At 70.4% G+C, this 24,452-nt stretch carries 24 protein-coding genes and 2 tRNA genes; 8 read left to right on the forward strand and 18 right to left on the reverse strand.

Features of this window, described 5'->3' with window-relative positions; translation table 11 throughout:
• Window positions 1-274: 274 nt before the first annotated feature.
• Entirely contained in the window at window positions 275-1,024 is a 750-nt protein-coding gene (locus ACSBPH_RS05615) for a class I SAM-dependent methyltransferase (RefSeq protein WP_442576612.1), read from the reverse strand.
• Between the two features lie 65 nt (window positions 1,025-1,089).
• Here ACSBPH_RS05615 and ACSBPH_RS05620 point away from each other — a divergent pair, with 65 nt between their 5' ends.
• Window positions 1,090-1,407: an antibiotic biosynthesis monooxygenase family protein gene (locus ACSBPH_RS05620; protein WP_442576613.1), complete on the forward strand. Its 318-nt coding sequence runs from the start codon at window positions 1,090-1,092 to the stop codon at window positions 1,405-1,407.
• A 47-nt stretch (window positions 1,408-1,454) separates the two neighbouring features.
• Here the strand turns inward: ACSBPH_RS05620 and ACSBPH_RS05625 are convergent, their stop codons facing one another.
• Window positions 1,455-1,790: a cupin domain-containing protein gene (locus tag ACSBPH_RS05625; RefSeq protein WP_442576614.1), complete on the reverse strand. Its 336-nt coding sequence runs from the start codon at window positions 1,788-1,790 to the stop codon at window positions 1,455-1,457.
• Between the two features lie 92 nt (window positions 1,791-1,882).
• Between ACSBPH_RS05625 and ACSBPH_RS05630 the strand changes: the two genes are divergently transcribed.
• Window positions 1,883-3,136, forward strand: a complete 1,254-nt coding sequence (locus ACSBPH_RS05630) for an FAD-dependent oxidoreductase (RefSeq protein WP_442576615.1) — start codon at window positions 1,883-1,885, stop codon at window positions 3,134-3,136.
• A gap of 98 nt (window positions 3,137-3,234) precedes the next feature.
• On the opposite strand, the gene ACSBPH_RS05635 is transcribed toward ACSBPH_RS05630, so the two are convergent.
• The 11 genes from ACSBPH_RS05635 to ACSBPH_RS05685 all read right to left on the reverse strand — a co-directional run bounded on the left by ACSBPH_RS05635 (window position 3,235) and on the right by ACSBPH_RS05685 (window position 13,002).
• Complete coding sequence (locus ACSBPH_RS05635; RefSeq protein ID WP_442576616.1) at window positions 3,235-3,441, reverse strand: hypothetical protein; 207 nt, start codon at window positions 3,439-3,441, stop codon at window positions 3,235-3,237.
• Between the two features lie 78 nt (window positions 3,442-3,519).
• Window positions 3,520-3,595, reverse strand: a tRNA-Thr gene (locus ACSBPH_RS05640).
• Window positions 3,596-3,714: 119 nt separating this feature from the next.
• On the reverse strand, window positions 3,715-5,274 hold the full coding sequence (locus tag ACSBPH_RS05645; RefSeq protein WP_442576617.1) for an alpha/beta hydrolase: 1,560 nt from the start codon (window positions 5,272-5,274) through the stop codon (window positions 3,715-3,717).
• Complete coding sequence (locus ACSBPH_RS05650) at window positions 5,271-6,428, reverse strand: DNA polymerase III subunit delta' (protein ID WP_442576618.1); 1,158 nt, start codon at window positions 6,426-6,428, stop codon at window positions 5,271-5,273. Before ACSBPH_RS05650 ends, ACSBPH_RS05645 begins: the two co-directional genes overlap by 4 nt.
• Before the next feature lie 10 nt (window positions 6,429-6,438).
• The gene (gene tmk / locus ACSBPH_RS05655; RefSeq protein WP_442576619.1) at window positions 6,439-7,143 is read right to left on the reverse strand and encodes a dTMP kinase; all 705 of its coding nucleotides are present in this window, start codon (window positions 7,141-7,143) and stop codon (window positions 6,439-6,441) included.
• Window positions 7,140-9,857 (reverse strand): type I DNA topoisomerase, encoded by a 2,718-nt coding sequence (gene topA, locus ACSBPH_RS05660; RefSeq protein ID WP_442576620.1) that lies wholly within the window; start codon window positions 9,855-9,857, stop codon window positions 7,140-7,142. The genes tmk and topA overlap by 4 nt, the downstream gene beginning before the upstream one ends.
• A 132-nt stretch (window positions 9,858-9,989) precedes the next feature.
• The gene (locus ACSBPH_RS05665) at window positions 9,990-10,307 is read right to left on the reverse strand and encodes a helicase (RefSeq protein ID WP_442576621.1); all 318 of its coding nucleotides are present in this window, start codon (window positions 10,305-10,307) and stop codon (window positions 9,990-9,992) included.
• Window positions 10,307-10,654: a TadE family type IV pilus minor pilin gene (locus ACSBPH_RS05670; RefSeq protein WP_442576622.1), complete on the reverse strand. Its 348-nt coding sequence runs from the start codon at window positions 10,652-10,654 to the stop codon at window positions 10,307-10,309. The genes ACSBPH_RS05665 and ACSBPH_RS05670 overlap by 1 nt, the downstream gene beginning before the upstream one ends.
• Window positions 10,651-10,845 carry a DUF4244 domain-containing protein gene (locus ACSBPH_RS05675; protein WP_442576623.1) on the reverse strand — a complete coding sequence of 65 codons (195 nt, stop codon included), beginning with the start codon at window positions 10,843-10,845 and terminating at the stop codon, window positions 10,651-10,653. Before ACSBPH_RS05675 ends, ACSBPH_RS05670 begins: the two co-directional genes overlap by 4 nt.
• Before the next feature lie 100 nt (window positions 10,846-10,945).
• Window positions 10,946-11,854, reverse strand: coding sequence for a type II secretion system F family protein (locus ACSBPH_RS05680; protein ID WP_442576624.1), 909 nt, complete (start codon window positions 11,852-11,854; stop codon window positions 10,946-10,948).
• Window positions 11,851-13,002: a TadA family conjugal transfer-associated ATPase gene (locus ACSBPH_RS05685; protein WP_442576625.1), complete on the reverse strand. Its 1,152-nt coding sequence runs from the start codon at window positions 13,000-13,002 to the stop codon at window positions 11,851-11,853. The genes ACSBPH_RS05680 and ACSBPH_RS05685 overlap by 4 nt, the downstream gene beginning before the upstream one ends.
• Before the next feature lie 439 nt (window positions 13,003-13,441).
• Here ACSBPH_RS05685 and acs point away from each other — a divergent pair, with 439 nt between their 5' ends.
• Window positions 13,442-15,412: an acetate--CoA ligase gene (gene acs / locus ACSBPH_RS05690; RefSeq protein ID WP_442576626.1), complete on the forward strand. Its 1,971-nt coding sequence runs from the start codon at window positions 13,442-13,444 to the stop codon at window positions 15,410-15,412.
• An 81-nt stretch (window positions 15,413-15,493) separates the two neighbouring features.
• Here acs and ACSBPH_RS05695 read toward each other — a convergent pair whose 3' ends face one another.
• On the reverse strand, window positions 15,494-15,961 hold the full coding sequence (locus ACSBPH_RS05695) for a RidA family protein (RefSeq protein WP_442576627.1): 468 nt from the start codon (window positions 15,959-15,961) through the stop codon (window positions 15,494-15,496).
• 5 nt (window positions 15,962-15,966) lie between these two features.
• Window positions 15,967-16,179, reverse strand: coding sequence for a hypothetical protein (locus ACSBPH_RS05700; RefSeq protein ID WP_442576628.1), 213 nt, complete (start codon window positions 16,177-16,179; stop codon window positions 15,967-15,969).
• Window positions 16,180-16,300: 121 nt separating this feature from the next.
• Here ACSBPH_RS05700 and ACSBPH_RS05705 point away from each other — a divergent pair, with 121 nt between their 5' ends.
• From ACSBPH_RS05705 to ACSBPH_RS05720, 4 genes are all read left to right on the forward strand, one after another.
• Window positions 16,301-18,901, forward strand: a complete 2,601-nt coding sequence (locus ACSBPH_RS05705; protein ID WP_442576629.1) for a transglycosylase domain-containing protein — start codon at window positions 16,301-16,303, stop codon at window positions 18,899-18,901.
• On the forward strand, window positions 18,898-19,842 hold the full coding sequence (locus ACSBPH_RS05710; RefSeq protein WP_442576630.1) for a metallophosphoesterase: 945 nt from the start codon (window positions 18,898-18,900) through the stop codon (window positions 19,840-19,842). Before ACSBPH_RS05705 ends, ACSBPH_RS05710 begins: the two co-directional genes overlap by 4 nt.
• A gap of 54 nt (window positions 19,843-19,896) precedes the next feature.
• Window positions 19,897-19,970 (forward strand) — tRNA-Pro (locus ACSBPH_RS05715).
• A 65-nt stretch (window positions 19,971-20,035) separates the two neighbouring features.
• A complete protein-coding gene (locus ACSBPH_RS05720; protein ID WP_442576631.1) occupies window positions 20,036-20,809 on the forward strand; it encodes an HAD-IIB family hydrolase in 774 nt (257 codons plus the stop codon).
• On the opposite strand, the gene ACSBPH_RS05725 is transcribed toward ACSBPH_RS05720, so the two are convergent.
• The gene (locus ACSBPH_RS05725) at window positions 20,761-22,083 is read right to left on the reverse strand and encodes an alpha-hydroxy acid oxidase (RefSeq protein ID WP_442576632.1); all 1,323 of its coding nucleotides are present in this window, start codon (window positions 22,081-22,083) and stop codon (window positions 20,761-20,763) included. The two genes, ACSBPH_RS05720 and ACSBPH_RS05725, sit on opposite strands and share 49 nt — an antisense overlap.
• 13 nt (window positions 22,084-22,096) lie before the next feature.
• Entirely contained in the window at window positions 22,097-22,813 is a 717-nt protein-coding gene (locus ACSBPH_RS05730; RefSeq protein WP_442576633.1) for a FadR/GntR family transcriptional regulator, read from the reverse strand.
• Window positions 22,814-22,924: 111 nt separating this feature from the next.
• Between ACSBPH_RS05730 and ACSBPH_RS05735 the strand changes: the two genes are divergently transcribed.
• Entirely contained in the window at window positions 22,925-23,767 is an 843-nt protein-coding gene (locus ACSBPH_RS05735) for a DUF1295 domain-containing protein (protein WP_442576634.1), read from the forward strand.
• 34 nt (window positions 23,768-23,801) lie between these two features.
• On the opposite strand, the gene ACSBPH_RS05740 is transcribed toward ACSBPH_RS05735, so the two are convergent.
• Window positions 23,802-24,449: a thymidine kinase gene (locus tag ACSBPH_RS05740; RefSeq protein ID WP_442576635.1), complete on the reverse strand. Its 648-nt coding sequence runs from the start codon at window positions 24,447-24,449 to the stop codon at window positions 23,802-23,804.
• Between the last annotated feature and the right edge of the window lie 3 nt (window positions 24,450-24,452).

Raw genomic sequence — 24,452 nt, forward strand, 5'->3', positions numbered from 1 at the left:
ACCCTCGACCTGTTCACTGCGAGCAGGTCGCCCAGCCGGTTCTGTCGAGACGGCCACACCGAGGCCTGCGCCCCGGCTTACCCATCGCCATCGGGGATTGCTTCCCGAGGACGTGATGCGGTGTCGAGCTTACTGGACGCCCGGCGCCCGCCCTCGTCACCTGGCGTCGCCTCGGCTCACCCCCGGGATCAGGCGGCCGGAGCGGCGGCCTTGCGGCCGATCGTGCGCCTGGGGATGAGGCCGATCGTCACCGATGCGCCCTGCGGCTCCGATGTCATCCGTCCACGTTCGCGGGGCGGAGTTCGATCAGCCAGGACGAGTAGTGCTCGACGACCGCTCCCCCGAGATGCCGCACGGCGTCGCCCGCCCGGGCCACTTCGACGTCCGACCAGTTGCTGAAGGTCGCGAACAGCTCCTCGATCCGCCGGGCGTCGAGTTCGATGCTCCACTGACTCGCGAAGACATCATCGACGACGAACAATCCGGAGCGGCTGAGCCTTTCGGCTGCGACAGCAGCGTCCTCTGCCATGCTCTCGTTCGAGGGCTCGCCGCGCTCTCGGACGATCTCGGCGACCCGCTCCCGGAAGGGAGTGACGGGCGCCGCGGAATCGCCGAACACATTCCGCCACACCAGGAACCGCCCATCGGCCTTGAGCGCTCGATGCACCTTGGGAAGCACGACGTCGAGGTCCATCCAATGGAGGGAGGTGGCCGCGACCGCCACGTCGAACGACCCCGCCGCGAGCTCGACGTCCTCCGCGCGTGCGACGATGACCTGCGCTCGTGGATGCCGCTCGGTCAGCAGCGCGGCCAATCGTGCTCCGGGTTCGACGGCCACGACATCCATCCCCGTCGCAAGCAACGGCCCCGTGGCCTCACCCGTGCCCGCGCCGAGATCGAGCGCCCGCCGCCCAGGGCCGACCAGGCCGGTCTCGCGCACACGGGCCCACAGCTCAGGCGGATACGGGGGGCGCGCACGCCCGTAGACGTCCGCGTGCGCCTCGAAATGCATCCCATCGCGCACAGCACGAGCCTACGAGCTCGGCATACCTGGATGCGCGTCGGACGTTCTCCGCGCACAATGGCGGCATGACAGCGCAAGAGGCGATCGTCAGGATGTGGCGCGGCACGGTGCGGAGTGAGGATGCCGGCGAATATGTCGCGTACATCGAACGCACCGGCATGAGGGAGTATCGCGAGACGCCCGGCAATCTCGACGCGTGGATGCTGACGCGCGATCTCGGCGACGGGACGACCGAGATCGTCACGGTGTCGCGCTGGGAGAGCCTCGAGGCGATCAAGGGCTTCGCCGGCGCCGATATCGAGAGCGCGATCTATTACCCGGAGGACGATCGATTCCTCGTCGAGCGGGACGACGAAGTGCGCCATTGGACCCAGGTGTCGTAGCTCGAGATCCGGCGGTCGGCGGCCCCCGGGAGCGACACAGTGCGGCGCTAGCTGCGTGGGGTGACGACGGTCAGGAGAACGGCGGAGTCCTCGACGGCCTCGAGGGAGTGGGATCGCTCCGGCACGATCAGGAGATCGCCGACGGAACCGTTCCAGAAGACGTCGCCCGCCCGCAGCGTGATCCGACCGTGGAGCACCTGCACTGTGGCCTCGCCGGGGGTGGTGTGCTCCGCCAGTTCCTCCCCTGCGCGCAGGGCGATGACGGTCTGTCGAAGGCTGTGCTCGTGTCCACCGTGCAGCGTGCGGGCGCTCCGCCCGCTGGACGCGTCGCGCGCGTGCGCGAGTTCATGTCGAACAACGGCGATGAGTGAGGTCTTCGACATCAGTGGCGTCCTCTGCGTCTCGGTTGCGTCCAAATCTAGAGGTGCGGGGGCGACTTTGGTGGGACTGCGGTGCACGCCCCTACACTCACCTCATGCAGACGCACGACGTGGTCGTGATCGGGGCGGGGCTCGCGGGCCTGCGGTGCGCCGTCGAGCTGGCGGCCCGCGGGCGCGAGGTCGTCGTGCTCGAAGCAGGCGATCGCGTCGGCGGACGCCAGCGCACCGACCGAGTCGACGGCTTCACGCTCGACCGCGGCTTCCACGTGCTGAACACCGCGTATCCGGCCGTCCGCGCCTCGGTCGACATCGACCGCCTCAAGGTGCGGGCTTTCCCGACGGCGGTGCGGGTACGGCGGGCAGACGGCTCGATGACGACGCTCGGGCACCCGCTCCGGCATCCGCAGCTGCTCCCCGCGACGCTCGCCAGTGGTCTCGCGACACCGCGAGACCTCGCCGGGCTCCTGCGGTGGTTCGGGCCGATCGCGCTCCGTCCGCGCGTGGCGGTGACGCGCGCGGACCGCACGATCGGTGAGGGGTGGGATGCCGCGGGCCTGACCGGACCGCTGCGCACCGACGTCCTCTCGCCGTTCTTCTCGGGGGTTCTGGCCGACGCGTCGGAATCGACATCCGACACGTACGTTCGCCTCCTCGCCCGATCGTTCCTGCCTGCAGCCGCCGGACTCCCCCGTGACGGCATCGGCATGCTCCCGAGGGCCCTCGCCTCGCGCGCTCGCGCGGTGGGAGCCGACATCCGGGTCGGCCGCGCCGTGAGCCGACTGCGGCGGCGGGAGAACCGATGGGAGGTGCGCGCCCTCGGCGAGGGCCGTCTGCTCGCGCGCGACGTCGTCGTCGCCGTCGGCGCCGAAGCGCTGAACACCCTCATCGACATGCCGGTTCCCGCCACGCGCGGACTGCAGACCTGGTGGTTCGCGGCCGAAGAGCCCCCGGCATCCGCGATTCTGACGCTCGACGGCGCGCGCGAAGGCCCGATCGTCAACTCGCTGGCGATCTCCGCCACGATTCCGCAGGCGGCGCCGCGAGGCCGCCACCTCATCCAGGCGACGTGTCTGCGGGCACCGGACCGCGTGGCGACCGAAGCCGACGTGCGCGCCCAGCTCTCTCGGATGTGGGGGCCTGGCTCGGCGTCGTGGGAGCTTCTGCGGCGCGACGACATCCCCCACGCGCTCCCCGCGCTGCCGCCACCCATGCGGCGACCGTCGCCCGCGCGCATCGCCGACGGGCTGTATCTCGCCGGCGACCACCGCGAGACTCCGTCGATCCAGGGCGCGCTGGTCTCGGGCGTGCGGGCGGCGCGGTCCGTGCTGGGGGCTACGGTGCGGCGTTGACGCGCGGCGCCTTCACCCGCGGCGCCTCCCGACACGGCATGGCGCCCGCCGGCAGACGATCCGCCACCGCGCGACCCGACCTCACGAACGGCCCGACCTCAGAATGAAACGCCGGCGGCCTTGGCGACCCGCGCCAGCTCGTCCTCGCTCGTGACGATCGAGAACGGCTCGGGATTGACCCGAATCGCGCCGAGGAGGACCTGGAAGTCGATGGACCCGTCGGCGCGAGTCATCTGCTCGATCGTTGCCACGACACGGCCGATACCGTCGACGTCCAACTCGACCTCGCGCTTCGCCCCAGGCATGGCAGGATCGTACGCCCGCGAAGGCGACTTGCGGGATCCTATTTCGGGATCGGCGATGCCGAGGCGATCAGATGAATGTGGAGCCACCTAAGGGAATCGAACCCTTGACCTATTCATTACGAGTGAATCGCTCTGCCGACTGAGCTAAGGTGGCGCACCTCGCTTTCGCGGGGCACGATGAACGATCTTACAGGGTCGTGGGAGTGCTCGCGAACCACGCCGGGGTGCCGTCCCGGCCGGGTCATTTCGACCCGGTCGACAGACGTACGCCGATCACTTCTCGCAGCGCAGACCGTCCTCGGGGACGGTGCCCTCGAGGAGGTAGGACTCGACGGCCTGGTCGACGCACGCGTTGCCCTTGTTGTAGCCGGTGTGCCCTTCGCCCACACGCGTGACGAGCACGCCCGACGACAGCTGGTCGGCGAGCGAGACCGCCCATTCGTACGGCGTCGCAGGGTCGTTCGTCGTGCCGACGACGACGATCGGGGCGGCGCCGTCAGCCCTGATGGGCTCGCGGACCCCGGTCGGCGGGTACGGCCAGACCTCGCAGGGGTCGGGACCGAACCAGTAGGGCGCGACCGTCGGCGCCTTCTCGGCGAGCGTCGCTTTCGCCGCTGCAAGGTCTTCGGGCGAGGTGTCGACCGGGTAGTCCATGCAGTTGTACGCCCGGAAGGCCTCGGTCGAATTGTCGGTGTAGGTGCCGTTCTCCCGGGCGTAGTAGAAGTCCGCGAGCTGGAAGGCCGTGTTCGGGTCGCCCTGCAGGGCGTCCGTGAGGGCCATCGACAGATACGGCCAGCTGTCCTGCGAGTACAACGCCGCCACGATCGCGGTCATGAGGGAGTCCGCCCCGAGCATGCGGCCATCGGAAGCCTTGAGCGGCGAGCGGTCGACATGCGCGAGCAGCGTGCCGAGATCGGCCATGCCGTCGTCGACGGTTCCGTTGAAGGGGCAGCCGTCGCTCTTGAGGCAGTCGTCCATGTAGGCCCGCAGCGCGCTCTCGAAACCGATCCCCTGCGTGATGTTGACGTCGAGCCCCGTGACCGCGGGATCGATCGCTCCGTCGAGCACGAGGCGGCCGACCCGGTCGGGGTAGAGCTTCGCGTACGTCGCCCCGAGGAACGTGCCGTAGGAGTAGCCGAGGTAGTTGAGCTTCTTGTCGCCCAGCACCGCGCGGAGCAGATCCATGTCGCGCGCCGCGTTCTCGGTCGTGATGTACGGGAGGATGCCGTCGCTGTTCGCGTCGCACGCCTCGGCGAAGCTCTTGTGCGCGTCGAGGAGCTCCTGGGTCCAGGCATCCGATCCGCGCGGATTGGCGGGGATGTCGAAGATGTACGCGTCCATGGCGGCGGCGTCGTAGCAGCGGACGGCGGTCGACTCCCCCACCCCGCGCGGATCGAAGCCGATGACGTCGTACGACGCCTGCAGCGGCTCGCCGACCGCGAACCCGAGCGAGTCGCGGATGAGTGCGACGCCGCTGGCGCCGGGACCGCCGGGGTTGGTCAGCAGGGACCCGATCGCCTCGCCGCCGGTCGCGCGGTGCCGGATGAGCGAGAGCTCGATCTCGCCCGCGCCCGGGTTCGCCCAGTCGAGCGGAGCCTTGACCTTCGTGCAGTCGAAGCCGCTGTCGCAGGCCTGCCATGACAGCTCCTGACCGTAGAACGGCAGGAGGTCGGCCGAGATGCCGTCGGTGTCGGGCGCCGAGCTCGCGGTGGACGTGGGGGCGGACTCGGGGATCAGCTGGTAGAGACAGCCGGAGAGGAGGAGGGATGCCGCGGCGAGCGCTGCGACGATCCCTGCGGCGCGGCGCCTCCGGCGCGAGGAGATGTGGTTCACGGCGTCCTTCCGCTCGCGACGGTGATGAGCATGCTTTCCAGAGCGAGGGCGGGAGCCGCGTTCTGCTCGAGGTTGCGTCGGGTCTCGGTGATGCGGTCGAGCACCGTCAGTGTGCGCTCCGGCGTCCACGCGGCCGCGAGCGCACGCAGCTCCGCGTCGAGCTCGGTGTTGATGAGATCGGTGTCACGGCCGAACTGCAGCACGACGACATCGCGGAACATCGACTGCAGATCCGTCAGCACCCGGTCGATGCCGTCGCGAAGGCTCCTGGTCGCGCGTCGCTTCTGGTCGTCTTCGAGGGCGGACAGCTGTGCCCGCACGGCCGGCGGCACGGTCGCCCCCTCCGCGATGCCGAGCGTGCGAAGGAGCGTCGAGCGCTCGGCCTCGTCGCGCTCGGCGGTGAGCGCCTTCGCGTCGTCGGTCGCCACCTGCACGATCGTGCCGGCGACCTCGACGGCGTCGCCCACGCCCCGCACACGCAGGACGCCGCGCAGCGTCTCGTCGCGGCGGGCGCGGGCCGCGGCATCCGTCGCCAGACGCTGCGCCATGCCGATGTGGCGCTGGGCGTGCCGCGCCGACTGCTCCGCGATCGCGGGGTCGACGCCCGTCCGCTGCACGATGAGCCGCGCGACATCGGCGACGTCGGGATCGCGCAGACGCAGGGTGCGCACGCGCGAGCGGATGGTCGGAAGGAGGTCGGCATCGCTCGGCGCGCACAGCACCCAGACGGTGCGCTCGGGCGGCTCTTCGAGTGCCTTCAGGAGCACGTTGGACGTGCGCTCCGACATGCGGTCGGCGTCTTCCATCACGATGACGCGGTATCTGCCGAGCGACGGCGAGAAGTACGACCGCTCGACGAGCGCGCGGGCGTCTTTGATCGAGATGATGACGCCCTCGGTGCGCAGCGCCGAGAGGTCGGGATGGGTGCCCGCGAGCACCTGCCGCATGGCGGGCTCGTCACCGGGCTCGGCGATGAGCGCCGCGGCGAAGGCGTGGGCGAGCGTCGATCGCCCCGAGCCGGCGGGGCCCGTGATGAGCCACGCGTGGGTCATCGAGGAGGGATCGGATGCCGCGGCCCGCAGTGCCGCGACCGCCTCGTCCTGCCCCCAGACGTCGCTCCAAGGCAGAGCGGCGACCTCCGCCGTGGCATCCATGGCGACCAGCCTATCCGTGGGCTCCGACGCTTCCCCGAGCGTCGGGAACCCCCCCGAGGAGCGCCTCGACGCGCGCGCGGATGTCGGCGGCGAGGTCGGATGCGGGGCGAGATGCGTCGAGCACGAGGAAGCGTTCCGGCTCGGCACGCGCGATCGCGAGGAACCGCTCGCGCACGCGGGCGTGGAACTCCTCGCGCTCGGCCTCGAGCCGGTCGAAGGGCTTGTCGTCGGCGTCGAGTCGTCCGCGCGCGACGCCGTGATCGAGATCGAGGAGCACCGTGAGGTCGGGCAGCAGACCGCCCGTCGCCCACAGCGACAGGTCGCGGATCTGCGTCGGCTTGAGCTGACGGCCCTCGCCCTGGTACGCGACCGAGGAGTCGAGATACCGGTCCTGGATGACCACCTCGCCCCGCTCGAGCGCCGGCCGGACGACCGTCGCGATGTGGTGAGCGCGGTCGGCCGCGTAGAGGAGCGCCTCGGCCCGCGGGGCGATGTCCCCACGGTGGTGCAGCACGATGTCGCGGATGAGCTCGCCGACCTCGGTGCCGCCCGGCTCGCGTGTGCGGACGACGGTGCGTCCCCGTTCGCTCAGCCAGGTGTCGAGGAGCGCGGCCTGCGTCGTCTTGCCGACGCCGTCACCGCCCTCGAACGTCACGAAGAGCCCGCCGCCGGTCCGCTCCTGCTCGGCGGCCGGCGGGATCGCCGGACCGGTCACTTCTTGGCCGGCGCCTTGCGCGTCGTCGTGGCGCGTCGCGTCGTCGTCGCGCGCTTGGGTGCGGGACCCTTGGCGCGCTTGTCGGCGAGGAGCTGCACGGCACGGGCGAAGTCGACGTCGTCGACGGTCTCCCCGCGGGGGATCGTCGCGTTGGTCACACCGTCGGTCACATACGCGCCGAAGCGGCCGTCCTTGATCTTGATCGGCTTGCCGCTCGTGGGGTCGGCCTCGAACTCCTTCAACGCGCTCGACGCACCGCGCGCGCCGTACTTCGGCTGGGCGTAGACGGCGAGCGCCTCCTCGAGCGTGATGTCGAAGATCTGCTGCTCGGTCGGCAGCGTCCGCGAGTCGGTGCCCTTCTTGAGGTACGGACCGTAGCGGCCGTTCTGCGCCGTGATGACATCGCCCGACTCGGGATCGGTGCCGACGATCCGCGGCAGCGAGAGGAGCTGCAGCGCCGCATCGAGGTCGATCGTGTCGACCGACATCGACTTGAAGAGCGACGCGGTGCGGGGCTTCGGAGTCGCCTCCTTCTTCGCGCCGCGCTTCTTGGGCGCCTCGGCCTCGACGACCTCACCGGTCGCGGCGTCCACCGCGTCGGGATCGACGGGGTCGGCCTCCTGCACGTAGGGACCGAACCGGCCGTCCTTCACGACGACGAGCTTGCCGTTCTCCGGGTTCTCGCCGAGCACGCGGTCGCCCGCGACGGGGGCGTCGATGAGCTCCTGCGCCTTCTCGGCGGTGAGCTCGTCGGGCGCCAGTTCCGGCGGGATGTTGACGCGGCGCGGCTCGGCCTCGGGGTTCGCGGGGTCGACGACCTCGAGGTACGGGCCGTACTTGCCGAAGCGGAGGGTCGCGGCATCCGTGATCTTCGTCGCGTTGAGTTCCCGCGCGTCGATCTCGCCGAGGTTCTCGACGATGTTGCGAAGGCCCACCTGGGCGTCGGAGCCGAAGTAGAAGTCCCGCAGCCACGCGACGCGCTGCTGCTCGCCGCGCGCGATCGCATCGAGGTCGTCTTCGAGACCCGCGGTGAAGTCGTAGTCGACGAGGTCCGCGAAGTGCTGCTCGAGCAGACGCACGACGCTGAAGGCGAGCCAGCTCGGCACGAGCGCCTGCCCGCGCTTGCTCACGTAGCCGCGATCGAGGATCACGTCGATGATGCTCGCGAACGTCGAGGGACGCCCGATGCCCTTCTCCTCCAGCGCCTTGACGAGGCTCGCCTCGGTGTAGCGGGGCTTGGGGCTCGTCGCGTGGCCCTTGGGCTCGACGTCCTTGAGGCGCAGGGCGTCGCCGACCGCCATGACGGGCAGCGACTGGTCTTCGGCCTTGTCGGCGTCGCCGCGCTTCTCGTCGTGACCTTCTTCATAGGCCTCCAGGAAGCCCTTGAAGGTGTAGACGGTTCCGGATGCCGTGAACTCGGCGCGCCGGCCCCCGGCATCCACCTCCAGGGTCACGGTCGTCGTCTCGTACTTCGCGTCCGACATCTGGCTGGCGACCGTGCGCTTCCAGATGAGGTCGTACATGCGCTGCTCGTCGCGGTCGAGCTGCGAGGCGACGGAGGAGGGCGTGCGGAAGTCCTCGCCCGAGGGACGGATCGCCTCGTGCGCCTCCTGCGCGTTCTTGCTGTTGTTGCGGTAGGTGCGGGGGTTCAGCGGCACAGCCTTCTCGCCGTACAGCGTCACCGCCTGCGCCCGGGCCGCCTCGACCGCCTGCTTCGACAGCGCGGTCGAGTCGGTGCGCATATAAGTGATGTACCCCTTCTCGTAGAGACGCTGCGCGACGCTCATGGCGTGCTTCGCGCTCATCGAGAGCTTGCGACCGGCCTCCTGCTGAAGGGTCGATGTCGTGAAGGGGGCTCGGGGGCTGCGGGTTCCGGGCTTGGACTCGATGCCGGTGACGGACGCCTCGGCCGCCGCCTCGATGGCGGCTGCGAGCTCGCGGGCCCCGGCCTCGTCGAGGACGAGCACGGCCTTCTTGAGCGCGCCGCGATCGTCGAAGTCGGTGCCGCGGGCCAGCGACGCGCCGTCGACGCGAGCGAGGCGGGTCGTGAAGGAGGAGGCCTCCTTCACCGCGAGGGCTTCGACATCCCAGTACGACGCCGAGGTGAACGCCATGCGCTCACGCTCCCGGTCGACGACCATGCGGGTCGCGGCGGACTGAACGCGACCGGCGCTGAGCGTCGAGCCTTCACGGCCGCTTCCGACCTTGCGCCACAGCACCGGCGAGACGTCCCAGCCGTAGAGGCGGTCGAGCACGCGGCGCGTCTCCTGCGCGTCGACGAGCGCGAGGTCGAGCTCGCGGGTGTTCTCGGCCGCCGCCTTGATCGCGTCCTTCGTGATCTCGTGGAAGACCATGCGCTTGACGGGGACCTTGGGCTTGAGGACCTCGAGAAGATGCCACGCGATGGCCTCGCCTTCGCGGTCTTCATCGGTGGCGAGCAGGACTTCGTCGGCACCCTTCAGCGCGCGCTTGAGCTCGGCGACGGTCTTCGTCTTGCGATCGTTGACGACGTAATAGGGGTCGAAACCGTTGTCGACGTCGATCGAATACTTGCCGTACGCCTGCTTCTTGTCGTCCGGGATCTCTTTCTTGCTCGCGAGATCGCGGATGTGCCCGACCGAGCTGAGCACCTCGTAGCCATCGCCGAGGTACCCCTGGATCGACTTCATCTTCGTCGGGGACTCGACGATCACGAGCTTCTTGCCTTCTGCCAAGGTGCAGCGTCCTTTCTTCGATGCACACCATACACACCGCGCCCACGGATGGACGCTGTGAGGATGCCCAGCAGGAACGCCGCGCGACCGCGCGACTCCTCCCCTTTTCCCGCTGGGCGGGATCGCCCGACGTCACGGCGGCGGTCCCGCGCGGGCCGACGCCGAGACGGCGAAGCCGGCGAATCGCGTAGCGACCGTGACCGTCGCGACGAGGTTGTCGAGGTCGCACGCGACGACCTCGACGTCGGCCTGCGCCGCGAGTTCGCCCGCCCGCTCGCACGGCACGCCGAGCACCGCTCCGGATGCCGAGTCCGCCGCCGCGAGCGCCGCGGCGTCCGCCGCCCCGGCCAGGCGCTGACCCTCCACGGCTGCCGCTCCGACGGCGCACAGCCCGACGCAGAGCATCGCCGCAGCGGCCACGATCCCGGTCGCCAGGATGCCGCCCGCCATCACCGGCCTCCCGCGAGCGCACAGGAGGTCGCCGAGAGCTGGACGAGCTGGACGAGCGCGATGCCCGCCGGGGCCGACGCCGTGACGCAGACGAGATCGCCCGAGCCGTTTACGACGGCCGACCCGCCGGGGACAGCACGACCCACGACATCGCTCGCAGCCGCGTCGGGCTCGCCCCGCGCGACGAGGCGGGCGGCGTCGGCCGCGGCATCCTGCAATCGCACATGACGGGCGCCGGCGGCGAGCGCACCCATTCCGAAGAGCAGGACCAGGGCGACGGCGGGAAGCGCCACGGCGAACTCCGCGACGACCGACCCGCGGTCGTCGCCGAGCCGCCGGCGGATCATGCGACGGTCAGCGCGCGGCGCACGAGATCGGTGAGGATGCCGCGCACCTCGTCGGATCGCATGATGACGACCAGGAGGCTCGCGAACGCGACCGCCGCCATCGTCGCGATGGCGTACTCGGCGGTCGCCGCGCCGGTGTCGTCGGTGAACAGCCGGGCGGAACGGCGGGCGGTGAGGCGGGGAATCGACATGGGGTCTCCTACTTCTCGTCGGATGGGGGTGGGCACGATCGGGTGTCCGATCGGGTGGGCACGAACGGGTGTCGGATCGGGTGGGCACGAACGGGTGTCGTCACAGCGAGAGCGACATCGACGACACGACCCCGAGGAGCATGGGAGCGACGCCGAGGAGCAGGAAGGCGGGGAGCGTGCAGACGCCGAGGGGCAGGAGCAGCCGCGACGACAGCCGCGCAGCGCGGAGCCGGCCGTCGACGCGGGCGCGGTGACGCGCGAGCGACGCGGTCGCCCGGAGGAGCTCGACGGCGGGAACGCCGGCCCGCTGCGAGAGGTCGAGGACCTCGTCGACGGAGGACCCGGGCATCGCCGCGGGCGCAGACGCCGGGGCGCCGGAGGCCGCCACGACGCTGCGGGCCCGCTCGATCGACGCGCCGCCCGACAGCGCGACGGCGAAGAGCTCCGCGTCGAGACCGGGGATCCCCGCCCCGGGCTGCGCGCGGCGCACGAGGGCGGCGGTCCATCGGCGGCCGCCGAGGATGAGCAGGGCGCCCGCGACGAGGCACGCGAGACCCAGCGGGTCGGTCACGAGGACGGCGAACGTGTCGAATCCGAGGGCTGCGCCGAGGCCGATGGCCACGAGCGGGAGCCAGGACATGAGACGGGCCGTGGCGGCGGGCTCGGCGAGGGTGACGCGGATGTCGTCGGACGTCTCCTGCGCGTCCCGCAGCGCTCCCGCGACGGCGCGGAGCGTGTCGGCCAGCGGCGCGCCGACGGTGGTCGCGATCGTCCACGCCGCAGCGACGCTCGGCCACGCCCCGCCGTGGCGTGCGATCGCGACCGAGACGGTGTCGCCCGCGTCGATCGCCGTCCGGACGCTCGCCGCGACCGCATCGCCGGACTCCGCCGCGAGCGCCCAGGCGCGCGCGGGCGCCATGCCCGCCTGCAGCAGCACCGCGAGTCGGAGGACCGTCGTCGCCGCTTCATCGGCCGTCGACGGCGACCGTCGCGCCCTCGCGCGTCTCATCCGGCCTCCTCGATCGCGAGCCGGCCCGCCGCGTCGAGCACGGGCCGGCCGAGCGCCGACAGCCGGCGCCGGCCGTCGCGGCCGCGCGAGACGTGCAGCACGATGTCGATCGCGCTCACGACCTGCCGTGCGAGCGACCGGTCGTCGAGGCCTGCGAGCGCGCCGAGCGCCTCGAGCCGCGCGGGCACCTCGTGGAGCCCGTTCGCGTGGAGGGTTCCGGCACCGCCGTCATGCCCCGTGTTGAGCGCCGCGAGGAGTTCGCGCACCTCCTCACCCCGGCACTCCCCGAGGACGAGCCTGTCGGGCCGCATCCGCAGCGCCTCACGCACGAGCCGCGCGAGGCCGAGGCCGCCCGCGCCCTCGAGGTTCGGCTGCCGCGCCTCGAGCGGCACATGGTGGGGGTGCGCGATGCGCAGCTCGGCGACATCCTCGATCGTCACGATCCGCTCGGAGCGGCCCGCGAGAGCCAGCAGCGCCGCGAGCAGGGTCGTCTTGCCGGCCCCCGCCGCCCCCGTGACGAGGAGGTTCTCCCGCCGTTCCACCGCCGAATCGAGCCTTTCGCGCAGGCGCGCGTCGAGCATCCCGAGCTGCTGCAGATCATCGAGGCTCGGCGCGTCGAGCCTCGGCACGCGGATCGAGATGAGGGTGCCGGTCGCCGACACGGGCGGGAGGACGGCGTGCACGCGGATGCCTCCCTCCAGGCGCACGTCGACGCACGGCGCGGCGTCGTCGAGGTGCCGCCCGCCGGCGCCGATGAGCGAGACGGCGAGCTCGCGCACGTCGGCTTCGCTCGCGCGCCAGCCGGGCATCCGCTCCGCGCCGTCGCCGCGATCGACGAAGAGCCCTCCGGCGCCGTTGACGAAGACGTCGGTCACGCGCGCATCGTCGAGGATCGCGGCGAGCGGCTCGAGCGCCGGAGGAAGGGATGCCGAGCGCGGCGCCCGCGCGGAGATGTCGGGCAACGGGGGCTCGGCCGCGGCGAGCGGCGACTCCCCCGGCGCCGACGGACGGCGCACGACGAACCGGTCGGGCGCCTCATCGGGCGGGACGGCCGGAAGGGCCGCTGCGACCGGCTTCGCGGGGGGCTCGCGCCTCTCGGCCCCGCTCATCCCGGGACGGCGCGGCGCGACGACGAAGGGCTCGGACATGCCACGAAGCTAGGCGTGCGAGGGCGGGCGGGACGCGGCATCCGTCACCACCGTGCACAAGCCGACCGCGCGGCCGCCTGTGGAGGAGCGGGGCTCCGGGAGCGCCGGCGATCGCCACCGGGCCGACGCGCCCGGCGGAACGGGCCGGAAAAGAAGAGGGCGGCATCCCATGGGGGGAATGGGATGCCGCCTCGCGCGACACCGCGGTTCGGGGGGCGGCGGGTGTCGCAATGCCAGAATCGAAGTTCGGCCGTGGATGAGCATACGCAACCGCACGCAACGTTCCAAACGATGTCGAACGGCCTTTCAGTGATATATCGATGAGAGTTCTCACATAATCCGATCCCCCACTGTCGGAGGTAGTGAGCACCCTTGGCCGTGGGTAGATTGCTTGCGGCGTTCGACACCTCCATCCCCCAGCCGCAAAGGAGCGCGCCGCATGAGCAGCCAGATCGACCACCTCCTCGACGAGACCCGTCGTTTCGCACCGCCCGAGGAGTTCGCGGCCGGTGCCGTCGCGACCGCGGAACTGTACGACCGGGCCTCCGCCGGACGCGAGGAGTTCTGGGCCGAGCAGGCACGCGGCATCCTGCACTGGCATGAGCCGTTCACCGAGGTGCTCGACTGGTCGAACCCGCCGTTCGCGAAGTGGTTCGCCGACGGCGCGCTCAACGTCGCGTACAACTGCCTCGACCGCCACGTCGAAGCCGGCAACGGCGACCGCGTGGCGCTGCTGTGGGAAGGCGAGCCGGGCGACGAGCGCCGCGTGACCTACGCCGAGCTCACCGACGAGGTCAAGCGACTCGCGAACGTCCTCACCGACCTCGGCGTCGGCGAGGGCGACCGCGTCGCGGTCTACATGCCGATGATCCCCGAGGCGATCGCGGCCATGCTCGCCGTCGTCCGCATCGGGGCGATCCACTCCGTCGTCTTCGGCGGCTTCTCAGCCGACAGCCTGCGCTCGCGCATCGACGACGCGGGCGCCAAGGTCGTCATCACGGCCGACGGCGGCTACCGCAAGGGCAAGGTGTCGCCCCTCAAGCCCGCCGTCGACCTGGCCCTCGCCGACCGCAACGGCTCGGGCCCGCAGGAGACCGTGGAGAAGGTGCTCGTCGTCAAGCGCGGCGGCAACCAGGTCGACTGGACCGAGGGCCGCGACATCTGGTGGCACGATGTCGTCCCGCAGGCCCCGGCCGAGCACGAGGCGCAGGCGTTCCCCGCCGAGAATCCGCTCTTCATCCTCTACACCTCCGGGACGACGGGAAAGCCCAAGGGCATCCTCCACACCTCGGGCGGCTATCTCACGCAGGCCGCGTTCACGAACAAGGCCGTGCACGACATCCACCCCGAAACCGACGTGTTCTGGTGCACCGCCGACATCGGCTGGATCACGGGTCACACCTACGTGACCTACGGCCCGCTCGCCAACGGTGCGACCCAGGTGCTCTACGAGGGCACCCCCGACACGCCGCACCCGGGTCGCTGGTGGGAGCTCGTGCAGAAGTACGGCGTCACCGTGCTCTACACCGCGCCGACGGCGATCCGTTCGTTCATGAAGATCGGCCGCGCCGTGCCGAAGCAGTTCGACCTGTCGTCGCTGCGCCTCCTCGGTTCGGTGGGCGAGCCCATCAACCCCGAGGCGTGGATGTGGTACCGCAAGATCATCGGCGGCAAGACCGCGCCGATCGTCGACACGTGGTGGCAGACCGAGACGGGGGCCATCATGATCTCGGCGCTTCCGGGCGTCACCGAGACCAAGCCCGGCAGCGCGCAGGTTCCGCTCCCCGGCGTCGCGGTCGACGTCGTCGACGAGGACGGCCAGCACGTCGGCAACGGCAACGGCGGACTGCTCGTCGTGACCGAGCCCTGGCCGAGCATGCTCCGCGGCATCTGGGGCGACCCCGAGCGGTTCAAGGAGACCTACTGGGACAAGTTCCGCCAGCAGGGTTACTACTTCGCCGGCGACGGGGCGCGCCTCGACGCCGACGGTGACGTGTGGCTCCTCGGTCGTGTCGATGACGTCATGAACGTCTCGGGTCACCGCCTGTCGACGACCGAGATCGAGTCGTCGCTCGTCGCGAACGAGGCTGTCGCCGAGGCCGCGGTGGTGGGAGCGTCCGACGAGACGACCGGACAGGCCGTCGTCGCCTTCGTCATCATCAAGGAGAGCTTCCTCAAGGAGCACTCCGCCGAAGGGCTCGCGCAGGGCCTCCGCGCCTGGGTCGGCGAGCAGATCGGTCCGATCGCCCGCCCCCGCGACGTCTACATCGTCGGCGAGCTGCCCAAGACCCGGTCGGGCAAGATCATGCGCCGGCTGCTGCGCGATGTCGCGGAAGGCCGCGAAGTCGGCGACACGACGACTCTCGCCGACACCGCCGTCATGTCGGTCATCAGCGCACAGGTGAAGTGACCGGGGCGACGACCCCGTAGACGACGGATGCCTCGGCCGCAGCGGCCGAGGCATCCGTCGTCTGATCGCGCGGGGCGCGGATCACTCGAAGCTGAAGACCACCTCGACCTCGACGGGGCTGTCGAGGGGAAGGACGGGGACGCCGACTGCGGAGCGCGCGTGGCGCCCCGCGTCGCCGAAGATCTCGCCGAGCACCTCGCTCGCGCCGTTGATGACGCCCGGCTGCCCGGTGAACTCGGGGACGGATGCCACGAACCCGACGACCTTGACGACGCCGCGGAGCCGGTCGACACCGCCCACGGCGGCTGCGGCGGCGGCGATGGCGTTGAGCGCCGACTGGCGGGCGTACCCCTTGGCGTCGGCGGCCGGGACGAGCCCGTGGCCGTCACCGACCTTTCCGGTGGCTGGGAGGGCGCCCGAGACCATGGGGAGCTGGCCGGCGGTGTAGACGAGGTCGCCGTGCGCCTTGGCGGGCACGTACGCGGCGACGGGCGGGACGACGTCGGGGAGCTGGATGCCGAGCTCGGCGAGGCGGGCGGAGACGGTCATGGCGCTCACGCCTCGAACTGCTTCGCGGCCACGGCTGCGGCGTCGAGGCCCGCGTTGGCGTCCCCGCCGCCGACCGGGCGCTTGAAGTAGGCGACCAGGCCGCCCTCGGGGCCCTGCACCACCTGCACGAGCTCCCACCCCTGCTTGCCCCAGTTGTTGAGGATCGCAGCGGTGTTGTGGATCAGAAGAGGTGTCGTGAGGTACTCCCACGTGATCATCTGCGGCTCCTGCCGGGGTCGAGGTGCGTGAACGAGAAATCCCTGATGACGCGCGGATCGGATGCCGCGCACCGGCGCTTCGTCAAGGGATCTGCCAGGTAATTCCCTTACGATCAAGCCTATGCCTGATAAGAATCGGACGGCTAGCGGTGTGCTCGGCGGTCTCGCCGGCCTCGTCGGCCTGAGCGCCGTCGCGGGAATCCTCGTCGCCGCCACGGTCACTCCCGCCATCGCCCTGTCCGGGGCTGCGGCATCCAGCGCGATCACGATGTTCGACAATCTGCCGAGCGTCCTCGAGATCGAGAAGCTCATGCTTCCCTCCACTCTGGTCTACACCGACCCGACGAACGGGCAGGAAGTGGAGTGGACCCAGTTCTACGACCAGAACCGCTCCCCCGTCTCGTTCGACGAGATCGCGCCCGTCATGTACGACGCGATCCTCTCGAGTGAGGACAAGAACTTCTACAAGCACGGCGGGATCGACCTCGTCGGCACCGTGAGCGCCGTCGTCGACAACGTGCGCGGTCGCGACACGCGCGGTGGCTCGTCGATCAGCCAGCAGTACGTGAAGAACATCCTCGTGCAGCGCTGCGAGAGCAACGCGAAGACGGATGACGAGCTGCGCAAGTGCTACGTCGAGGCGACGACGGCGACCGGCGACAAGGGCCTGCAGCGCAAGCTGCAGGAGATGCGCTACGCGATCGCGCTCGAGCAGAAGTACTCCAAGAACGAGATCCTGCTGGGCTATCTCAACATCGCCGGCTTCGGCGGCACGAACTACGGCGTCGACGCGGCGTCGCGCTATTACTTCGGCGTCGCGGCGAAGGACCTCACGGTCGGACAGGCCGCCACCCTCGCCGGCATGGTGCAGAACCCCAACGCGTACCGCATCGACATGAAGGGCGGGACGACGACCGACAAGGACGGCAATCCGCTCAACGGCGAAGCGGACGGGTACAAGCTCACCAAGGACCGCCAGGTCTATGTGCTGGACCGCATGCTCGCCGACGGCAAGATCACGCAGGAACAGCACGACGCCGCCGTCGCGGAGCCGATCACCCCGAACATCGTGCAGCCCTCGAAGGGCTGCGCGTCCACGGGCAAGGGCGCGTACTTCTGCCAGTACGTCGTCTCGGTCGTGAAGAACGACCCCGCCTTCGGCGCGACGCGCGACGACCGCCTGCGGGCGCTGCGCCAGGGCGGCCTGAAGATCTACACGACGATGGACCCGCGCGTGCAGCTGGCCAACGAGCAGGCGATCAGCGACCACACGCCCACCTCGATCGACGGGATGGAGTTCGGCTCTACCTCCGTCAGCATCGAGGCGTCGACGGGCCGGATCCTCGGCATCGCGCAGAACACGAACTTCACCGAGGACGCGAGTCTCGCGGCCGACCCGAACTATTCCTCGCTGGTCTACGCGGGCGACATCACGAACGGCGGATCGATCGGCTTCCCGGCCGGCTCGACGTTCAAGCTCTTCACGCTCCTCGACTGGCTCGAGAAGGGCAAGTCGCTCAACGAGACGCTCAACGGCGTGAACCGCGTCTTCCCGAAGATGACGAACTCCTGCTACGGCAACTGGGTCAACACGTCGAAGACGAAGATCGGCAACTACAACAACGTCGGCGGCTACGTCGGCACGCCGATGCGCTTCACGAGGGACTCCCTCAACTCCGGCTTCCTCGCGATGGCCGAGAAGCTCGACCTCTGCGACATCGCGAAGATCACCGAGAAGATGGGCGTCCAGACCTACAGCTTCGACGACCAGACCATGGTCCCGATCAAGATGCAGTACGCCCCCGAGGTCATCGGCTCCGACAACGTCTCGCCGATCGCGATGGCGTCGGCGTACGCGACTGTCGCGAACAACGGCATCCGCTGCGAGCCGAAGGCCATCGACAAGGTGATCGACCCCGACGGCCGCGAGTTCGCGCCGCAGAAGGCGTGCACGCAGGTGCTCGATCCGGGCATCGCCGCGACGGCTGCGTACGCCCTCCAGGGTGTCATGGCCTCCGGCGGCACCGGCGCGCAGGGCAACCCGTTCGACGGCACGCCCCTCATCGGCAAGACCGGTACGCACGAGGCGTGGCAGACCTGGCTCATCGAGTCCAGCACGAAGGTGACCACCGCGGTGTGGGTCGGCAACTCGCAGGGTGAGGTGCCCCTCGCCAAGCAGTGGTACAAGGGGACGTCGCTGAACAACCTGCGCTACGCGATCAACAAGCAGATCATGCGGGCCGTCGACGACCTCTACGGCGGCGACAAGTTCCCGCAGCCGAACCAGGACCTGATCCGCCAGGTGCTCGCCGACCTGCCGAACGTGGTCGGCATGTCGGTCGACGACGCCAAGGCGCGCATCGAGGGCGCCGGGTTCGACGTCATCGTGGGCGACCCGGTCGACTCGTCGCAGCCCGAGGGCACCGTCGCGGCGCAGAACCCGGCCGCCGGCAAGGTCGCGAGCGGTTCGACCGTCACGATCAACCCGAGCAACGGCGCGGGCGTCATGGTCCCCAACGACGTCGCGGGCAAGACCGTGAGCGAGGCGATCAGCTACCTCCGATCGCTGGGCTTCGGAAACGTCCAGCCTGGAACCTGCACCGAGACGCAGGGCGTCAAGGGACCGGGGACGGCGACCGGCACGAACCCGCCGGGCGGGTCGACGGTGAACCGCAACGTGGCCATCTCGGTCGACTACCAGAGCGAGCACTGCAAGCAGTGACCGCCCGCACAGGCACACGCATCGCCCTCACCGCGCTCGGCGCGGTGGGGGCGGTCGCCGTCGGGTCGGCGGTCTGGGGAATCGGCATCGAGCGCTACCTGTTCACGCTGCGCCGGCACGAGCTGAGGGTCCTCCCCGCCGGCTCGGCGCCCATCCGCATCCTCCACGTCTCCGACGCCCACATGGCGCCGTGGCAGCACCGCAAGCACCGATGGATCGCGGGCCTGGCCGACCTCGCGCCCGACCTCGTCGTCAACACGGGCGACAACCTCGGCCACGAGGAGGGACTGCGCGGCCTCCGCCGCGCCTTCTCTCCGTTCCGCGGCATCCCGGGTGTCTATGTCCACGGATCCAACGACCACACGGCGCCCTCCCCGCGAAACCCGCTGAAGTACTTCACGGGGCCCTCGAAGCACCGGGCGACGGCGGAGCCGCTCGACACCCAGGCGCTCGACACCTTCCTCGCCGAAGACCTCGGGTGGACCGAGCTCAACAACTCGGCGACGTCGCTGCAGGTCGCGGGGCGGCGCATCGACGCGTTCGGGGTCAGCGACGCCCACCGCAAGTGGGATCGCCTCGATACGCTCCCCGACCAGATCGAGGAGGTGCGCGGCGCCGCCGACGGCGAGCCGGACTTCACGATCGGCGTCACCCACGCCCCGTACCGCCGCGTGCTCGATGCCTTCACCGCCCTCCGCGCCGACATGATCTTCGGCGGTCACACGCACGGCGGCCAGGTGCGGATCCCCGGTTTCGGCGCGCTCGTGGCCAACTGCGACATCCCCCTCACGCAGGCACGTGGGCTCAGCCGGTGGTCACGCGGCGGACGCACCGTCCCGCTCAACGTCAGCGCGGGCCTCGGGCACTCGATCTACGCCCCCGTGCGCTTCGCGTGCTTCCCCGAGGCATCCCTCATCACCCTCCTCCCCGAGGCCTCATGACGATCTCCCGGTTCGGAGCACCGGCCCGGATCAGGTAGGCTTGGAGGGTTGCCACGGGGTGTGGCGCAGCTTGGTAGCGCGCTTCGTTCGGGACGAAGAGGCCGCAGGTTCAAATCCTGTCACCCCGACCGCAGAGAGGCTCCACCTGTTCCGGTGGAGCCTTTCGCGTCTCGATAGACAGACTGGAGCACGGATGCCGCACCCCCGCCTCGTCGCGTTCGACCTCGACGACACGCTCGCCCCTTCCAAGAGTGCCATCGACCCGCGGATCGGCGAGCTACTGATCGCGCTCGCCGAGCGGGTCGAGGTCGCGATCATCTCGGGAGGACAGCTCGCCCAGTTCCAGGCGCAGGTGGTCGACAGGCTTCCGGATGCCTCGGCCGCCGTGCTCTCGCACTTCCACCTGCTGCCGACCTGCGGCACGCAGTACTACCGCCTGAAGCCCGACGGCATCGAGACGGTGTACGCCCACTCCCTCACCGACGACGAGAAGGCGCGCGTGCTCGCCGCCGTCGAGGAGGAGGCGCGTCGCCTCGGATTCTGGGAGTCCGAGACGTGGGGCGACATCCTCGAGGACCGCGGCTCGCAGATCACGTTCTCGGCCCTCGGCCAGCGCGCCCCGCTGGACGCGAAGAAGGCCTGGGACCCGACCGGCGAGAAGAAGAACACGCTGCGCGCCGCGATCGCCGAGCGCATCCCCGACCTCGAGGTGCGCTCCGGCGGCTCGACGAGCGTCGACATCACGCACCGCGGGATCGACAAGGCCTACGGCATGCGTCAGCTCGCCGAGCAGACCGGCATCCCCCTCGACGACATGCTCTTCGTCGGCGACCGCCTCGATCCCGACGGGAACGACTACCCGGTGCTCGCGATGGGCGTCAAGTGCCACGCGGTCGAGGGCTGGGAGGACACGGCTGACTACCTCGACGCCCTCATCCCGACGCTGCCGCTGCGCGAGCGCGCCTGACCCGCGCGGGGCGCGCCCCCGGCGGCCGCCGCGGCCGGCGCACCGGCGAGCGGCAGCAGGCGGGTGAGCTGCGTCACGTGCGCGGGCTCCAGCTCCTCGAGCGACGCGACGCCGAGGAGCTTCATCGTGCGCTCGATCTCGCTGCGGAGGATCTCGATCGTGCGGTCGACGCCGGCGCGGCCACCTGCCATGAGGCCGTACAGGTAGGCGCGGCCGATGAGCGTGAACTTCGCACCGAGGGCGACCGAGGCGACGATGTCGGCACCGTTCATGATGCCCGTGTCGACCATGATCGTCGCGTCGTCGCCGACCTCGCGGACGACCTCCGGGAGGAGGTGGAACGGGACGGGCGCCCGGTCGAGCTGCCGCCCGCCGTGATTGGACAGGACGATCCCGTCGACACCCAGGTCGATGAGGCGTTTCGAGTCCTCGACGCTCTGGACGCCCTTGACCACGATCTTGCCGGGCCACAGCTCACGGATGACGGCGAGGTCTTCGTAGCTGATCGTCGGATCCATCGCGGCATCCAGCAGCTCCCCCACCGTGCCGCCCGTCGACGACAGGGATGCGAACTCGAGCTTGGGCGTCGTGAGGAAGTCGAACCACCACCACGGTCGCGGGAGCGCGTCGAGGATCGTGCCGAGCGTCAGCTGCGGCGGGATCGAGAACCCGTTGCGCTTGTCGCGCAGGCGCGCGCCGGCGACGGGCGTGTCGACGGTGAACATGATCGTGTCGAACCCGGCCGCTGCGGCCCGCCGTGCGAGAGCGTACGAGACCTCGCGGTCGCGCATGACGTACAGCTGGAACCAGTTGCGCCCGTGGGGGTTGGCCTCTTTGACGCCCTCGATCGATGTCGTGCCGAGCGTCGAGAGGGTGAACGGGATGCCGGCGGCCCCTGCCGCGGACGCGCCGGCGATCTCGCCCTCGGTCTGCATCAGCCGCGTGAAGCCCGTCGGCGCGATGCCGAACGGCAGGGCGGACGGTCCCCCGAGGATCGTCGTCGACATGTCGACGGTCTCGGCCGGACGCAGGATCCTCGGATGGAACTCGACATCCTCGAACGCCTGCCGCGCGCGCGTGAGCGACAGTTCGCCCTCCGCGGCGCCATCCGTGTAGTCGAAAGCCGCCTTCGGAGTGCGGCGCTTCGCGATGAGACGCAGGTCGGCGATCGTGAGGGCGCTGGAAAGGCGCCGGCGCTTGCCGTTGAGGTCGGGCGCCTTGAACTTCATGAGCTCGAAGAGCTCCGACGGAACGGGCAGCTGTCGCTGAACCATGGGGGTCCTCTCGTCAGTCGCGGGTCAGGCCCGCGGCGGCGTAGTAGCCGGTGATGTGATCGTGGACGAGCGAGCGGGCGAGGTCGGCTTCACCCGCGTCGATGGCCTGGAGAATGCCGCGGTGCTCGGCGCGCAGGCCCGTCGCCGCGGCATCCCAATCCGGGATGCGGGCCGCCCCCGCCTGCACGTACGACTCGATCGCGGTGCGCAGGCCCGCCATCGACGCCGCCACGACGGCATTGCCGGATGCCTCGGCGAGACCCAGATGCAGCTGCGCGTCGAGGGCGAGGAACTCTTCGGCGGTCAGCGTGGTGTCGTCCATCGCCGCGAGGGTCGCGCGCACGTCGGAGAGGTCGTGCGCTCCCGACTCGGCGAGGGTGCCGACGACCCACTGCTCGAGCAGCAGACGCGTCGCGACGACGTCGGACAGCGGAAAGCCCTGCGCCGCCACCTGGAGTCGCAGCAGGGCCGCGAGGCCGCCTCGCGGCGTCGCGATGATGATCGCCCCCGAAGTCGGGCCCGAGCCCGTGCCGGTGCGGATGAGACCCATGACCTCGAGCACGCGCAGGGCCTCGCGGACACTCGACCGACCGACCCCGAGGGTCGCCGCGAGCTCGCGTTCGGGCGGCAGCCGGTCGCCCGGCGCGAGACGTCCGTCGAGCAGGTCGCCCTCGATCCTCTCGAGGACGACGCGCCACGCGCGCGCGGGCGCGGTGTCGTCAGCGGCCACGGGCACTCCTCTTCGATGTGGTCCGACCACAGTACACCGCGTGGTCGGACCACGCAAAGAGCAGTGGTCGCCTCCGTCGCCGCGAGCCGCGCGAGACGTAATCTGATGCGCATGGACCCCCTTGCTCTCGTCCTCGTCGTCGCGACGGTGACGTGCGCCTTCTGCTGGATCGCGTCGCTCATCACGAAGGACACGTCGTGGGTCGACCGGATCTGGTCGATCGTGCCGGTGATCTACGTGTGGATCTTCGCCGTCTCGGCGCTCACGTCAGGCGCCGACGCGGTGCGGCTCGTCGCGATGGCACTGCTCGTCACGGCGTGGGGCGCGCGCCTCACGTTCAACTTCGCCCGCAAGGGCGGGTACACGGGCATGGAGGACTACCGCTGGGCGATCCTCCGCGGCCGCATGAAACCGTGGCAGTTCCAGGTCTTCAACCTCCTGTTCATCGTGGTGTACCAGAACGCCCTGCTCGTGCTCATCACGCTTCCGGCATACATCGCATGGCAGCACCCCGCGCCGTTCACGGGATGGGATTCCGCGTTCGCGGTGCTCTTCGTCGGGTTCCTCGTCGGCGAGTTCATCGCCGATCAGCAGCAGTGGGACTTCCATCGCGCCAAGCGCGCGGCGGGCGGGCGGCTCGATCCGGGCTTCGTCACGTCGGGGCTCTTCCGCTACAGCCGCCACCCGAACTTCTTCTTCGAGCAGGCGCAGTGGTGGGTGTTCTACGCCATCGGGGCCACTGCTGCCGTGGCATCCGGTCTCGGATTCTGGGGCGGCGCGCTCAACGCGACGATCCTCGGGGCGGCACTGCTCTCGGTGCTGTTCGTCGGCTCGACCATCTTCACCGAGTCGATCTCGGCGTCGAAGTATCCGGCGTACGCCGACTACCGCCGCTCCACGTCGATGCTCGTGCCGCTCCCCCCGCGCCACCCCCGCACCGAGGCGACCGCCTGACTCGCGCGCTCGGCTCGCCCGCCTTGCGCGGTCATCAGCCGAGGCGGCCGCCGGACTCGCGCAGGTAGTCCTCCGCGCACAGGGCCTCGTACGTCACGCGCTCCGCCGAGAGCTCGTCGATTGCGACCTGGTCGCCCTCGAACACGAACCGGCCGCCGACGAGCCGCGCGTTGAAGAGCGCCTTGCGCCCGCAGCGGCAGATCGTCTTGAGCTCCTCGAGGCTGTGCGCGAGCTCCATGAGCCGCCGCGACCCGGGAAAGGCCCGCGTCTGGAAGTCGGTGCGGATGCCGTACGCCAGCGCCGGGACTCCGTCGAGCACGACGATGCGCAGCAGATCGTCGACCTGTTCCCGCGTGAGGAACTGCGCCTCGTCGATGAGCAGGCACGCCACGTCGACGGGGTGCTCGCTGGTCTCGGGCACGAGCGCCGCCGCGGCCTCGCGGATCAGCCTCGCGCGGTGCTCGGCGAACACGGCGCGCAGATCGTCGTCGGGCCCCACGAGGAAGTCGACCTTGCGGGTCACGCCGAGGCGGCTCGAGATCTCGTCGGCGCCCTTCGTGTCGATCTCCGGCTTGGCCAGGAGCACATGCTGGCCGCGCTCCTCGTAGTTGTACGCGGCCTGCAGAAGCGATGTCGACTTGCCGGAGTTCATCGCCCCGTAGCGGAAGTAGAGCTTGGCCACCCA

Source organism: Microbacterium sp. F51-2R (assembly GCF_052180235.1).
Classification (GTDB): Bacteria; Actinomycetota; Actinomycetes; order Actinomycetales; family Microbacteriaceae; genus Microbacterium.

Bases quoted from the DNA above. Each gene is read 5' to 3' on its own strand.
- ACSBPH_RS05700 (WP_442576628.1), bottom strand. From the start codon at position 16,179: ATGATCACGTGGGAGTACCTCACGACACCTCTTCTGATCCACAACACC.
- ACSBPH_RS05665 (WP_442576621.1), bottom strand. From the start codon at position 10,307: ATGGCGGGCGGCATCCTGGCGACCGGGATCGTGGCCGCTGCGGCGATG.
- ACSBPH_RS05650 (WP_442576618.1), bottom strand. From the start codon at position 6,428: ATGGATGCCACGGCGGAGGTCGCCGCTCTGCCTTGGAGCGACGTCTGG.
- ACSBPH_RS05695 (WP_442576627.1), bottom strand. From the start codon at position 15,961: ATGACCGTCTCCGCCCGCCTCGCCGAGCTCGGCATCCAGCTCCCCGAC.
- ACSBPH_RS05720 (WP_442576631.1), top strand. From the start codon at position 20,036: ATGCCGCACCCCCGCCTCGTCGCGTTCGACCTCGACGACACGCTCGCC.
- ACSBPH_RS05680 (WP_442576624.1), bottom strand. From the start codon at position 11,854: ATGAGACGCGCGAGGGCGCGACGGTCGCCGTCGACGGCCGATGAAGCG.
- ACSBPH_RS05725 (WP_442576632.1), bottom strand. From the start codon at position 22,083: ATGGTTCAGCGACAGCTGCCCGTTCCGTCGGAGCTCTTCGAGCTCATG.
- ACSBPH_RS05630 (WP_442576615.1), top strand. From the start codon at position 1,883: ATGCAGACGCACGACGTGGTCGTGATCGGGGCGGGGCTCGCGGGCCTG.
- ACSBPH_RS05675 (WP_442576623.1), bottom strand. From the start codon at position 10,845: ATGTCGATTCCCCGCCTCACCGCCCGCCGTTCCGCCCGGCTGTTCACC.
- ACSBPH_RS05670 (WP_442576622.1), bottom strand. From the start codon at position 10,654: ATGATCCGCCGGCGGCTCGGCGACGACCGCGGGTCGGTCGTCGCGGAG.
- ACSBPH_RS05735 (WP_442576634.1), top strand. From the start codon at position 22,925: ATGGACCCCCTTGCTCTCGTCCTCGTCGTCGCGACGGTGACGTGCGCC.
- ACSBPH_RS05685 (WP_442576625.1), bottom strand. From the start codon at position 13,002: ATGTCCGAGCCCTTCGTCGTCGCGCCGCGCCGTCCCGGGATGAGCGGG.
- ACSBPH_RS05620 (WP_442576613.1), top strand. From the start codon at position 1,090: ATGACAGCGCAAGAGGCGATCGTCAGGATGTGGCGCGGCACGGTGCGG.
- acs (WP_442576626.1), top strand. From the start codon at position 13,442: ATGAGCAGCCAGATCGACCACCTCCTCGACGAGACCCGTCGTTTCGCA.
- ACSBPH_RS05705 (WP_442576629.1), top strand. From the start codon at position 16,301: ATGCCTGATAAGAATCGGACGGCTAGCGGTGTGCTCGGCGGTCTCGCC.
- ACSBPH_RS05635 (WP_442576616.1), bottom strand. From the start codon at position 3,441: ATGCCTGGGGCGAAGCGCGAGGTCGAGTTGGACGTCGACGGTATCGGC.
- ACSBPH_RS05625 (WP_442576614.1), bottom strand. From the start codon at position 1,790: ATGTCGAAGACCTCACTCATCGCCGTTGTTCGACATGAACTCGCGCAC.